Source organism: Collinsella sp. D33t1_170424_A12 (assembly GCF_015554865.1).
Classification (GTDB): Bacteria; Actinomycetota; Coriobacteriia; order Coriobacteriales; family Coriobacteriaceae; genus Collinsella.
Map to the genome: position 1 here is coordinate 1 of NZ_JADNJJ010000079.1, position 11,752 is coordinate 11,752.

The following is an 11,752-nucleotide window of genomic DNA, read 5'->3' on the forward strand; positions in this document are numbered from 1 at the left end:
AGTCCCGGACGAGGGAGTGGCCGTCATCGGGTTCCTCGGCCGTTTTCACGCCGGCCTTCTCGTCGTCCTCGACCTCGCGCATGCCCGCGATGACGCTGTTGGCGATGAAGAGGAGGAACAGCAGCACCAGGATGCCGCCCTCGACGGCGTTGATCGAGTTGCCGGTGTTGGCGAAGAGCGCGAACACAAGCACGGCGCCGATGCTCATGGGAACCTCGACGCGGGTGGTGCGGTGGGCCAGGTTCAAGGGCACGATGATGGCCGATACGCCCAGGATGAGCAGGAGGTTCGCCATATCGCTGCCCATGATGTTGCCCACGGCCATGCCGGAGTTTCCGCCGATGGTGGAGGTCACGCTTACGAAGACCTCGGGCATGGAGGTGCCTACGGCGCAGATGGTAAGGCCCGCCACGCGGTCGGACATGCCGAAGCGCTTGCCGATGTGCGTGGCGCCCTCGACGAGCTTGTCGCCGCCCAGGACCAGCATGGCGATGCCGAGAAAGACGAGTAGGAGGTTCAAGACCATATCGCGGGTCTCCTGTCTCGGAGGGGCGCACCCCGTCCGTTCGAAGGGAACAGGTGGCGCATGGGGTCTTTACTCAGAAGTCGGCACCTCTGCAAAGGCAGGGGTGCCGAGATATGGGTGAAGCTATGCGCGCGGTATCGATGCTTCCATACTACCCAAAAGATGGGCCGTTCTGCAGGGTTTTGCCAGTTAATGGACGTTTTATGGGCGAGTTGTAGACAAGATGCGCACCCGCGTCGCGACCGATCCCCTTCAGTTTTGTAATCGCTATGGAACTGATATTGGACATATGTCCCATTAATGACGCCGCTGGGTAGGATGGATTGCAAGTACCGGTGGGTGCGCGGGTGCGCGCCCTGTATGCCAGGCATCCCGGGCGGCGCATGGAGTGCGGGCGCCGGGGGGCGAGGAGGGCCATGGACGCTCGCGAGAAGCTCTTTACGGAAGCACAGCGCCGCCGCATTCGTCTGCACGACATGTGGGAGCGCATTTCGGAAAACGGGACCATCGCCGCCGCGGTGATGGTGCTTGCCGCCGTGGCGGCGGTGGTCTGCGCGAATAGCGACGCCGCCGAGGCGATCCATCATGTCTTGATGGAACCCGTGCACGTCGGTTTGGGCACGCACGAGGTGGTGCTGTCGCTCGAGGTGTTCGTGAACGATTTCCTTATGGCGATCTTCTTCTTGCATGTGGGTATCGAGCTGAAGTACGAGATGACCGTGGGGGAGCTGCGCCGGCCCCGCCAGGCGCTGCTGCCCATGTTGGCCGCCATCGGCGGCGTGGTCGCTCCCGCCTGCATCTACGCGGTCTTCAACAAGGGCGGGGCGATGCACGGCTGGGCCATCCCCATGGCAACCGACATCGCGTTCGCGTTGGGCGTGCTGTCGTTGCTGGGCGATCGCGTGCCAGCCGGGGTGCGCGTGTTCTTCTCGACGCTCGCCATCGCCGACGACCTGGTGTCCATCGCGGCTATCGCCATCTTCTACGGCAGTACGCCCGACCTCTTCTGGCTGGCGTGCGCCGCCCTGGTCACGGCCGCCCTGTTCTGGCTCAACAAGACGCAGCACTTCCTGCTTCCGCCGTATCTGCTGCTGGGCTTGGTTCTTTGGGTCTGCCTGTTCAAGTCGGGCATTCACGCGACGCTCGCGGGCGTGATCGTGGCGTTTGCCGTGCCCGCGCGCTCGGGGATCAGGCTGGGCAACCTTAACGACTGGATGGACGATTACATGCCCGATATGGTCGAGCGCTACGATGAGGACGCGCATATTCTGGCCCAGCCCGAGTTCACCGAGGCGACCCTGGGCGCGGAGCGGGTGATGCATCGCGTGGCGCCTCCGCTGGTGCGTCTCGAGCGCATGATCTCGACGCCGGTGAATTTCATCATCCTGCCCGTCTTCGCGTTCGTGAACGCCCAGGTGCGTTTGGTCGGGGTCGACCCGCTGGCCCTGGCGCTCGATCCGGTTGCCATGGGCACCTATTTCGGCATGGTGCTGGGCAAGCCGCTGGGGATCATCGGCATGACGGCGCTCATGGTGCGCTCGGGCATCTGCGACCTGCCGCGCGGGGTTTCGTGGGGGCATATCGTCGGCGTGGGCCTTTTGGGGGGCATCGGATTCACGATGTCGATCCTCATCGCCGGCCTTGCGTTTCCCGTCGAGCCCACGGAGGTCTTGGCGGCGAAGGCGGCAATTCTGCTGGGGTCGCTGACGGCTGCGGCTGTAGGCATGGTGTACATGAGGCGCGTGTGCGGCCGGGCGGCGTCGACCGACTAGGAAAGGGCCTCAAGAGGGGCGCGGAACCATGGTTCCGCGCCTTTTTATGCAATCTGATGGCAAAAAAATGCATAAACTATTGATATGAACAAATGGTAAATACACATATACGCGTAAATGAGCAGCTATCTATTCTGCTAAAGTGCTGGTTCACATAGGGCGGACCACTGGCCGATGAAAACTGCCCGCACGCGAGCGGCTTCTATCGGCCATACCAGTTTATTCATCGTCGGGGCTACTATGAAACATGCGGTCGATTGCCTGGTTCGTGTGCGGCGCCTTGCCGCGAGCAATCGGCCAAGGAAGGAGAGCGATATGCTCAAGATCAATTCACCTCACGGAGGCGGCGCGCTTCGCTTTAAGAAGTTCGCGTGCGGCCTCATGGTCGGAGCCGCGCTGATCGGCGCTGCGCCCCTGAGCGCCCTTGCGTGCACGCAGGTGTGGGTGCCCGGTCAGTACACCGCCAACGGCGACCGCTACGTCGGCCGCTCCGAGGACTATGCATCGCGCCATGTGAAGATCTTCGGTATCCAGGAGCCCCAGAAGAACACGCACTATACGTCTGACGAGTCCGACTTCGACTGGACGAGCGACAAGACGTCGTATCGCTACACCTACGTGCGCGACCATCCTAGCGACTGGAACGACCGCCACGACGCGTATTCGGAGGCCGGCATCAACGAGCACGGCGTCTCCTGCTCCGCTACGCTGACCACCAACTACAACGCCGACATCAAGGCAGTCGACCCCAGCACCAAGACGGGTATCGGCGAGTACACCTACGCCGGCGTGATCCTGGGCGAGTCCAAGACGGCGCGCGAGGGCGTGGAGCTGCTCGGCCGTCTGATCGACGAGCAGGGTGCCAGCGGCCGCGACCAGATCACCATCTCCGATACCAACGAGACCTGGCTGTTCTGCGCGCTTTCCGGCCACCAGTGGGTCGCCTACATCATGCCCGAGGACCAGGTTTCCGTGAATCCCAACATGGGCAACCTACGCTTCAAGGTCGACCTGGACGACACCAAGACCTGCCTGCACTCCAAGGGCCTTATCTCCGTGCCCGAGGAGGCCGGCCTGCTCAAGACGTTTGAGGACGGCACCCCCGATATCGCCTCCACCTACGGTGTCTCCGATGTGGACCACAGCAGCGGCACCACCACCCGCTATGTCCAGGGTCGTCATTACTTCGAGGCTCCGCTTGCCGCCGATCGCTACACCGTGGTGCCCGGCAAGGGTGTGACCAACCTTACCGAGCCCACCCAGTTCTTCACGCCCGGTCGCGGCGGCTGGACCACGAACGAGATCCTGCGCTCGCTTGCCGCGCGCGGCGAGGGCACCGATGTCGACGCCAACAAGGATGCTGCGTTCGGCGCCATCGGCAACAACCGCACGGTCGAGAGCCACATGTTCCAGATCCGCGACGGCCTGACCGCCGACATCGCCACCGTCCAGTGGGAGGCGCTGTCCCGCGCCGAGTTCTCCGTCTTCGTGCCGCTGTACTCCGCCCTCCTCACCGAGGTGAGCCCGTACTTCAGCGACCTCAACTGCGACGAGACCCATCAGGGTCCCGGCCAGAAGGACAACGTCGAGTGGGCTATGAAGGAAGAGCCCGAGAACTCCCTGCCCTTCGTGCTGATGGATATCAACACCCTTGCGTACAACCATCGCGATAGCATGGCTGCAGGCACCCGTGCCTACCTCGATGCCCTGCAGGCCCAGATCATCGCCCAGCAGGACGTCGTCGACGCCGTCATGAAGAGCACGCCCGCCGAGGGCCGCACCGCTCTTGCCAACAAGGCCCAGATGGCCGTCGTCGAGCAGACCTACCTCAAGTGCGACAAGCTGCTCGATGAGATGCGCGCTTACATTACCGCCGGCGACTTCTCCAAGCCCTTCGCAGCTTCCGACATGAACGCCGAGGGCACCGACCTTGCCACCCCCGTGCTGTACGCCGATGCCGTCGTGGCTCCGCAGATCACCCAGCAGCCCGCCAGCGCCACCTATGAGCAGGGCGCCCAGGCTGCCGACCTGACCGTTGCCGCCAAGAACGCCCACGGCGAGGGCGCCCTGGCCTACGAGTGGTTCGTGAAGGACGGCGAGACCTTCGTCTCCACCGGCGTGAAGGCCGCCGCCATGCCCGTCGATACCGCCATCGTCGGCGACAAGACCTATTTCTGCCGCGTGACCAACGCGAGCGGCCTGGTTGCCGATTCGACCGCGGCCACCATCACGGTGACGGCGCCCGCCGTCAAGCCGGAGCCCAAGCCCGAGACGCCTGCCCAGAAGCCCTCTCAGAAACCCGGCACCCCGGGCCACCTGGCTCAGACCGGCGACCCTGCGAGCATGCTCGCGCTCGCATCGCTGGCGAGCGCCGGCGCCGGGGCCGTCGCGGTCGGCGTTCGCCGTGCCCGTCGCAACAATCGCGACCGCGTCTGCTAGGCGCGCCGCCCCTTTCGCGACGTGCGAGCGCGCAGGTGGAAGGCCCGATTGCCAGCCCCGCCTGCGCATAACGAAGCGGACGGAAATCCCACGTGGGGTTTCCGTCCGCTTTTTCATATGCATATGAGGGGGCCGGGCGGCGTGCAGGCCGGCGGCACGCCGGTCGACTGCCCGGTCTGCGCTGCGCCTTACTCGACGGTACCGTATGTCGCGCCCCAGCCATGCGCGGCGAGGGCGGAGTTGATCTGGTCGCACAGGCGCTGGCGATCGTAGGTGCCCGGCGGGAGCAGCTCGACGATCTCCATGAGGTCGGGCACCAGATCCAAGATCTCGGCCTGCACGACCGTGTCGAGCCGATCGACCGTGGCGCGTCCGTCCGAGAAGATGCCGTCTACCAGACGTTGCAGGTCGCCGAACTCCTCGGCTTGAAACATTCCCATCTGCATGATTCCTCCAAGTTAAACGGCGCGGAGCATGGGTCGTTCATCAGAATAGCTATACTACTTGAGCATGAGTGGGTAGGTATCGCCAAAGGAAGGTTTCCCATGCAGACGATGTATCAGCAGATGGACGCAGCCGAGCTCGATGCTGCAATCTCCGCGCTTCGATCCCAGGTAGATGCCGTGAAAGCGCGCGGGCTCGCGCTCGATATGGCGCGCGGCAAGCCCTCTCCGCAGCAGGTCGATATCTCGCGCCCCATGCTCGACCTGATCGATTCCGCTTCCGATCTGCACGACGGTGCGGTCGATTGCTCCAACTATGGTTGCTTCGAAGGCATTCCCACGGCGCGCGCGCTTGCAAGCGAGATGCTGGGCGTTCCCGCCGAGCAGACGCTCGTGCTGGGTTCCTCCAGCCTTCTGATCGAGCACGACGTGTGCGGCCAGTTCTGGCGTTGCGGCACCCTGGGCGGCGAGCCCTGGGGCTCGTATGCCGCCAACCACGGCGGCAAGACCGTGAAGTTCCTCTGCCCGGTTCCCGGTTACGACCGCCATTTCGGCATCTCGGCGGACCTCGGTATCGAGAACGTCCCCGTTCCCATGACGGGGGAGGGTCCCGACATGGATGTCGTCGAGGCCATGGTCGCCGCGGACGACAGCATCAAGGGTATGTGGTGCGTTCCCAAGTACTCCAACCCCACCGGCGAGACCTATTCCGAGCAGACGGTACGCCGCCTGGCCACCATGAAGACGGCTGCTGCCGATTTCCGCATCTTCTGGGACAACGCCTACTGCGTGCACGACCTGTACGACGAGACCGACGACCTGGCCAATATCTTCGACTATACCGCCGGCACCGAGTACGAGGACCGCGTCGTGGCCTTCGTCTCCACCTCCAAGATCACCTTCCCGGGCGCCGGCGTGGCCTTCGTGGGCGCGTCGCCCGCCGTCATCGCCGAGGTCGCTTCGTCGCTCAAGATGGGCCTCATCAGCGCCGATAAGATGAACCAGCTGCGCCACGTGCGCTTCCTGCCCAACCTCGACGCCGTTCGCGCGCACATGAAGAAGCATGCCGATTTCCTGCGCCCCCGCTTCGAGGCGGTCGAGCGCAAGCTGTCCGAGGGCCTGGGCGAGACGGGTTGCGCTACCTGGACGCATCCGCGCGGCGGGTACTTCGTTTCCTTCGACGGCCCCGCGGGCTCTGCGAAGCGCGTGGCGGCCCTGTGCGCCGAGATGGGCGTCAAGCTCACGCCTGCGGGCGCCACATGGCCGGGCGACGATCCGCTCGATACGAACATTCGCATCGCGCCCAGCTATCCCGCGGTCGAGGAGCTCGAGGCGGCGCTCGACGTGCTCGTGCTGGCTGTCAAGCTCGTATCCGCCGAGCTCGCCGCGGAGGCGCGCGCCTAGCATGGCCGATGCGCATGCCGAGCGCGTGAAGGGTATCTTTTCGCAGATCGCTCGCAAATACGATGTGTTCAACGCGCTGTCCAGCTTCGGTATCTACCGGAGCTGGCTGCGTCGCGTCGCTCGAGCCGCTGCTTGCACGGGCGACGACCGCGTGCTCGATGTGGCGGGCGGTACGGGCGACGTCGCCTTCGCGCTGTGCGATGCCTGCCCGCCCGCGTCGATCGAGCTGACGGACTTTACGCCCGAGATGCTCGACGTGGCGGGGGAGCGCATCGCGTCGGGTGCCGGCCGCGGGGTCGCGTGCGCGCTCAACGTGGTGGATGCGCACCAGCTGCCGTATGCTGACGGTTCGTTCACGGTGGTCACCTGCGCGTACGGCCTGAGGAATTTCTCCCAGCGTCGCCGTGCCATGGCGGAGGCGGCGCGCGTGCTCGCTCCGGGCGGGCGCTACGTCGTGCTCGAGTTCGGCACGCCGCCGAATGCGCTGTGGCGGGCGCTGTACCGGTTCTACCTAGCGCACATGATCCCCTTCGTCGGCGGTCTGGTTACGGGGGATCGGTCGGGTTTCGAATACCTGCGCGATTCCATCCAGGCGTTCCCCCCGCAGGAGGTCGTTGCGGGCGAGCTGCGCGAAGCCGGCTTCTCGCAGGTAGCGTATGAGAACCTCACGGGCGGCATCGTGGCGGTGTACACCGCGGTCCGCTAGGCGGCCCGAGCGTTCCGTGCATGCAAATCGCGTGCATTCTTCACGACCGTCCGGTCGATGCGGCTACAATACAACGCATATGAACGTTGCGGACATACGGAGGCAGTGTATGAACGACGAGTTTTTCGACGACGAGCAAGAGCTCATGGAGGCTCAGGTCGCAGCGGCTTCCGAGGATACCGTCATCGTGGAGGACGCCGCCGCGCCGGCGGACGCCGAAGCGCCAGAGCGCGAGCCCTCCGCGCGCCGCGATGCGCCGCCGTTCTGGATGGTTCTGGCCATCGCCGCCATCTCGCTGGTGCTCGGCGTGGTGATCGGCTACCTGGTGGGAACGACGGCGACCATCTCGAAGCTCGAGAGCGAGAGCGCCCAGATGTCCCAAGCTCAGGTGGGCGCCGGCGATGCCTCCTCGGCTACGCTGCCCGATGGCCATCCCGAGCTCGCCATCAACGAGGACGGGAGCGCCTCGCTCGCCGATGACGCCTCGTCCGAATCGTAGGGGGCGGCATGGCTTTTTCGAATGACCAGAGCCGCCGCGTCCGCTCGGCGGTCGTGGTCGTCTTGCTCATCGCCGTGATCTCCATCGCCGCCGTCGTGTTGTTCGGCGGCGTTCCCGCAGCGCCCAAGGGCGATGCTCCGGCCGGCTCCGCGCAGCGGCATGCCGGCGTCCAGCAGGAAGGGCAGGCTGACGGCCACACCATGGCGGACGTCGACGCGAGTTACGGGGCGGCGGCCCAGCAGCTGCGCGCCAAGTACGATGCCAACCCGGCCGACCCCTCTACGCTGCTCAATCTGGCGAACGGCTACTTCGACTGGGGTGCGACGGCGATGACGCACGCGCAGGGGGCCGAGGACGAGCAGCACGTGACCGACTTATTCAACGAGGCCATCGGTTATTACGACCGGTACCTCGCCGAGCACCCCGGCTCCAAGTCCGCCGAGGTGGACCGGGCGGTGAGCATCTTCTATGCGGGGGACCGCGCCAAGGCTGTCGATACGCTGGAGGCGTTCGTTGCCGCAGACGCGGGTTTTGGACCCGCCTGGGCCAACCTCGGCATGTTCTACGAGGCCGACGGCCGCGTCGAGGACGCTCGCACGGCGTATGGGCGCGCCATCGAGGCGGATGCCCAGAACACCTATAACGCCCGGGCGTATGCGCAGCAGCGGCTCGATGCCCTGGACGGTGCTCCCGCGGGTTCCTCCAAGCGCTAGCGAAGCGTCCGATTCATTGATGTTCTGCAAGATAAAGGAGTAAGACATGGAACTGGTCATCGAAACCAATCCCTCGCCCGAGCGCTATCTTCTGAGCGTTGCCGGTGAAATCGATATCTCGTGTGCCGATAAGCTGCGCGAGGCCATCGATTACGCGCTGGCCCAGCCCACCGAGAAGATCGTGCTCGATTTCGCCGAGGTGTCCTATATCGACTCGACCGGCATCGGCGTGCTGGTGGGTGCGGCCCATCATGCGCACGACGGCGGCAAGGGCTTCGAGGCCGTTAACGCCCAGCCCAACGTGCTGCGCGTGGCCCAGCTGCTGGGCCTCGATCAAGAGATCGGTATCAGCGCTGCGTAAAGCCCGCGCATGTTCGCGCCCGCATCGCGTCGCGCGGGGTATACTCGTACAGTTGACTACTTGGGGGCCGCAGCGCGCAACTGCGGCTCCCTTGCATGGAGAACTCTTGGAGGCATCGTGTTTGGAATCAGTTCCACCGAGCTGATGATCATCGTGATCTTCGGCTTCCTGCTCTTCGGTCCCGACAAGCTGCCGCAGATGGGCCGTACGCTTGGCCGTGCCCTACGCCAGTTCCGCGAGACGCAGGAGAAGATGACCTCGGTCGTTCAGTCCGAGGTCATCGATCCCATGGCGGCCGCTGCGGCTGCGCCCGTCAGGCCTAAGAAGTCGGCCGCCGAGGCCCAGGCATCCGATGACGACCTCGATGCCGACCTGGCCGATGGGACCGAGGCCGCGCCGCGCCGCAAAGAGACCTTTGCCGAGCGTCGTGCCCGCCTGGCTGCCGAGAAGGCCCAGAAGGAGCAGGAGGGCGGCGAGCCTGGCGCTGCCGCTTCCGAGCCGGCCGCCGACAGCGTCCCCACGGTCGAGCCCGAACCTGAGGAGGAGCCGGCGCCCGAGGCCGAGCAGATCCGCACGACCGAGGACCTCTATGCGCGCCGCCCGCGCAAGCGCCGCGCCGTCGAGGCCGCGTCTGACGCCGACGCCGACGCCGCGTCCGTCGCCGTCGAAGAGGGGAGTGAGAACTAATGCCCATCGGACCCGCCCGCATGCCGCTGTTCGACCATCTCGGCGAACTGCGCCGCCGTCTCACCATCGTGGTCGTTTCGGTGCTCGTCGCATCTTTCGTGATGTACTTCGCCACGCCCGTCGTGATCGATATCCTGCAAGACCCCATCCGCGAGTTCGCCGACAAGTTCTATGTCATGACGGCCCTCGGCGGCTTCAGCGTCCGCTTCTCCATTGCGTTCAAGCTCGCGCTTGTCATGTGCTGCCCCATGATCATCTGGCAGGTCCTTGCGTTCTTCCTGCCGGCGCTTAAGCCCAACGAGCGCCGCTGGGTCGTCCCCACCATCCTCAGCGCCACCGCCCTGTTCTTCCTGGGCATGCTGTTCTGCTATTTCGTGATCTTGAGGCCGGCCTTCGGCTTCCTCATCGGAGAGACCGAGGCCATCGGCGCGGCCCTGCCCGATCTGGTGGACTACATCAACACCGAGATCCTGCTCATGATCGGCTTCGGTGTGGCATTCGAGCTTCCGCTTATCGTGTTCTACCTTGCGGTGTTCCATATCGTTCCGTATGTGAAGTTCCGTGAGGCCTGGCGCTATGTATACGTCGGCCTGCTCGTGGTCGCGGGCGTCGTCACGCCCGACGCCTCCCCGGTCACCATGGGCTATATGTATGCGGCCATGATCGGCCTATACGAGCTCGCCCTGTTCGTGACGCGCTTCGTGATCATGAAGCGCGACGGCAAGGCCGGCCTCAAGGAGGGCCGCCTCAGCCTGTTCGATGACGAGGACGAGGAGTAGGCGCAACCGTGCATGAGCTAGGTGTTGTGTCGGGAATCATAGATGTTGTGCTGCGTACGGCGCGCGAGGCCCAGGCTTCGCGCGTCGTCGCCGTTTCGCTGCGCATCGGCGATATGCGCGAGCTCGTGCCCGAGGCGCTTGATTTCGCGTGGCGGTCTTTGCGCGATGAGCACGAGCTTACGCGCGGCGCCGAGCTGCGCATCGAGCACGTGTCCCCTCGCAGCGCCTGCATCCGCTGCGGCGCGGAGTTCGATCACGACCGCCTGCGCTGCCGCTGCCCGATATGCGGCAGTGGACAAACGTTAACGCTGCGCGGCCGCGAGCTCGATATCATCAGCGTGGAGATTGACAGCCCCGATTGACGCGCCCGCATGCGCGCGGTTCGGGTCTCGGTGCGCGGCATGTCGACTGGCGCGCGTCCGTCGCAACGAGGTTGGAAGGTAGGCGCGCATGGCGGCTCGAACCATCGATATCGCACAGCCCGTGCTCTCGCGCAACGAGCGCATGGCAGCCGAGCTGCGTGCACGGTTCCGCGCGTCGCGGACGTTCGTGGTCAACGTGCTTTCCAGCCCCGGTTCGGGCAAGACCTCGATGATCCTGGCAACGCATGAGCGCTTGCGCGAGCGGTTTCGCTGTGCGGTCATCGAGGGCGATATCGCCTCGGATGTGGATGCCCTGGCCGTCAAGGCGGCTGGTATGCCGGCCATCCAGATCAACACGGGCGGGCTGTGCCACCTCGAAGCGGCCATGATCGGCCAGGCAGCCGATGCGTTCGACGAGGCCGTGGGCCTCGACGCCCTGGACGTGGTCTTCATCGAGAACGTGGGCAACCTGGTGTGCCCCGTCGATTTCGACCTGGGCGAGAACCTCTCCGTGATGCTCCTCTCGGTGCCCGAGGGCGATGACAAACCCTTGAAGTACCCGGGTATCTTTCAGCACGCCGGCGCGCTTCTGCTCAACAAGATGGACGTGGCGCCCGCGTTCGATTTCGATATGGACTGCTACGGTGCCGCGCTCGACGGGCTCAATCCTTGCGCGCCGAGGTTTTGCGTGAGCGCGACGCGCGGAGACGGCATGGATGCCTGGTGCGCGTGGCTGGCGGGGCAGGTGGAGGCCGCGCGCGCATAGACGGGCGCGCGCATTCGGCGCGAGGGCCGAGCGGCTTGGAGCGGCGTCGCCCGCCGCGCCCGGCGCCGGCTCGATCTTCAATGGGGGTTTGGATCTGCCCGTCCGCGCAGAAATCGTGCATGATTCGCCATCGCCGCGCAAGTCGCTATACTTCTGACATTACCTGTACGTGTAGCGAAGGAGCGACGTTGAAGCTCGTCATTGCAGAGAAGAATATCGCCGCGCAGAAGATTGCGCAGCTGCTGGCCACCGGTAAGCCCAAGAACGACAAGGTGTACAACACCCCGGTCTACCG

Annotated in this window: 12 protein-coding genes and 1 pseudogene; 11 read left to right on the top strand and 2 right to left on the bottom strand. The window is 65.0% G+C overall.

Features of this window, described 5'->3' with window-relative positions:
* Positions 1 to 526 (bottom strand): annotated as a pseudogene (locus I2E26_RS03770) (sodium:calcium antiporter); the annotation flags it as partial.
* 416 nt (positions 527 to 942) lie between these two features.
* On the opposite strand from I2E26_RS03770, the gene nhaA reads away from it, so the two are divergent.
* Both nhaA and I2E26_RS03780 read left to right on the top strand, forming a co-directional pair.
* Complete coding sequence (nhaA, locus tag I2E26_RS03775; RefSeq protein WP_195419663.1) at positions 943 to 2,298, top strand: Na+/H+ antiporter NhaA; 1,356 nt, start codon at positions 943 to 945, stop codon at positions 2,296 to 2,298.
* Positions 2,299 to 2,613: 315 nt separating this feature from the next.
* Positions 2,614 to 4,737, top strand: a complete 2,124-nt coding sequence (locus tag I2E26_RS03780) for a dipeptidase (RefSeq protein ID WP_229056391.1) — start codon at positions 2,614 to 2,616, stop codon at positions 4,735 to 4,737.
* Between the two features lie 188 nt (positions 4,738 to 4,925).
* Here the strand turns inward: I2E26_RS03780 and I2E26_RS03785 are convergent, their stop codons facing one another.
* Positions 4,926 to 5,183, bottom strand: a complete 258-nt coding sequence (locus I2E26_RS03785) for a hypothetical protein (protein WP_195419664.1) — start codon at positions 5,181 to 5,183, stop codon at positions 4,926 to 4,928.
* Between the two features lie 99 nt (positions 5,184 to 5,282).
* On the opposite strand from I2E26_RS03785, the gene I2E26_RS03790 reads away from it, so the two are divergent.
* From I2E26_RS03790 to hypB, 9 genes are all read left to right on the top strand, one after another.
* Complete coding sequence (locus I2E26_RS03790; RefSeq protein ID WP_195419665.1) at positions 5,283 to 6,584, top strand: aminotransferase class I/II-fold pyridoxal phosphate-dependent enzyme; 1,302 nt, start codon at positions 5,283 to 5,285, stop codon at positions 6,582 to 6,584.
* 1 nt (position 6,585) lies between these two features.
* Positions 6,586 to 7,290: a ubiquinone/menaquinone biosynthesis methyltransferase gene (locus I2E26_RS03795; protein ID WP_195419666.1), complete on the top strand. Its 705-nt coding sequence runs from the start codon at positions 6,586 to 6,588 to the stop codon at positions 7,288 to 7,290.
* A 109-nt stretch (positions 7,291 to 7,399) separates the two neighbouring features.
* Positions 7,400 to 7,789 carry a hypothetical protein gene (locus I2E26_RS03800; protein ID WP_195419667.1) on the top strand — a complete coding sequence of 130 codons (390 nt, stop codon included), beginning with the start codon at positions 7,400 to 7,402 and terminating at the stop codon, positions 7,787 to 7,789.
* Between the two features lie 8 nt (positions 7,790 to 7,797).
* Positions 7,798 to 8,502, top strand: a complete 705-nt coding sequence (locus I2E26_RS03805; RefSeq protein WP_195419668.1) for a tetratricopeptide repeat protein — start codon at positions 7,798 to 7,800, stop codon at positions 8,500 to 8,502.
* A gap of 46 nt (positions 8,503 to 8,548) precedes the next feature.
* Entirely contained in the window at positions 8,549 to 8,863 is a 315-nt protein-coding gene (locus I2E26_RS03810) for an STAS domain-containing protein (protein WP_147587463.1), read from the top strand.
* 117 nt (positions 8,864 to 8,980) lie between these two features.
* Positions 8,981 to 9,550 (top strand): twin-arginine translocase TatA/TatE family subunit, encoded by a 570-nt coding sequence (locus I2E26_RS03815; RefSeq protein ID WP_195419669.1) that lies wholly within the window; start codon positions 8,981 to 8,983, stop codon positions 9,548 to 9,550.
* Positions 9,550 to 10,329, top strand: coding sequence for a twin-arginine translocase subunit TatC (gene tatC / locus I2E26_RS03820; RefSeq protein WP_147587465.1), 780 nt, complete (start codon positions 9,550 to 9,552; stop codon positions 10,327 to 10,329). Before I2E26_RS03815 ends, tatC begins: the two co-directional genes overlap by 1 nt.
* Before the next feature lie 8 nt (positions 10,330 to 10,337).
* The gene (locus I2E26_RS03825; RefSeq protein ID WP_147587466.1) at positions 10,338 to 10,691 is read left to right on the top strand and encodes a hydrogenase maturation nickel metallochaperone HypA; all 354 of its coding nucleotides are present in this window, start codon (positions 10,338 to 10,340) and stop codon (positions 10,689 to 10,691) included.
* Between the two features lie 88 nt (positions 10,692 to 10,779).
* A complete protein-coding gene (gene hypB, locus I2E26_RS03830; protein WP_195419670.1) occupies positions 10,780 to 11,457 on the top strand; it encodes a hydrogenase nickel incorporation protein HypB in 678 nt (225 codons plus the stop codon).
* The last annotated feature ends 295 nt before the right edge of the window (positions 11,458 to 11,752 follow it).

Bases quoted from the DNA above. Each gene is read 5' to 3' on its own strand.
- nhaA (WP_195419663.1), top strand. From the start codon at position 943: ATGGACGCTCGCGAGAAGCTCTTTACGGAAGCACAGCGCCGCCGCATT.
- I2E26_RS03810 (WP_147587463.1), top strand. From the start codon at position 8,549: ATGGAACTGGTCATCGAAACCAATCCCTCGCCCGAGCGCTATCTTCTG.
- I2E26_RS03800 (WP_195419667.1), top strand. From the start codon at position 7,400: ATGAACGACGAGTTTTTCGACGACGAGCAAGAGCTCATGGAGGCTCAG.
- I2E26_RS03805 (WP_195419668.1), top strand. From the start codon at position 7,798: ATGGCTTTTTCGAATGACCAGAGCCGCCGCGTCCGCTCGGCGGTCGTG.
- hypB (WP_195419670.1), top strand. From the start codon at position 10,780: ATGGCGGCTCGAACCATCGATATCGCACAGCCCGTGCTCTCGCGCAAC.
- I2E26_RS03795 (WP_195419666.1), top strand. From the start codon at position 6,586: ATGGCCGATGCGCATGCCGAGCGCGTGAAGGGTATCTTTTCGCAGATC.
- I2E26_RS03780 (WP_229056391.1), top strand. From the start codon at position 2,614: ATGCTCAAGATCAATTCACCTCACGGAGGCGGCGCGCTTCGCTTTAAG.
- I2E26_RS03785 (WP_195419664.1), bottom strand. From the start codon at position 5,183: ATGCAGATGGGAATGTTTCAAGCCGAGGAGTTCGGCGACCTGCAACGT.
- tatC (WP_147587465.1), top strand. From the start codon at position 9,550: ATGCCCATCGGACCCGCCCGCATGCCGCTGTTCGACCATCTCGGCGAA.
- I2E26_RS03790 (WP_195419665.1), top strand. From the start codon at position 5,283: ATGCAGACGATGTATCAGCAGATGGACGCAGCCGAGCTCGATGCTGCA.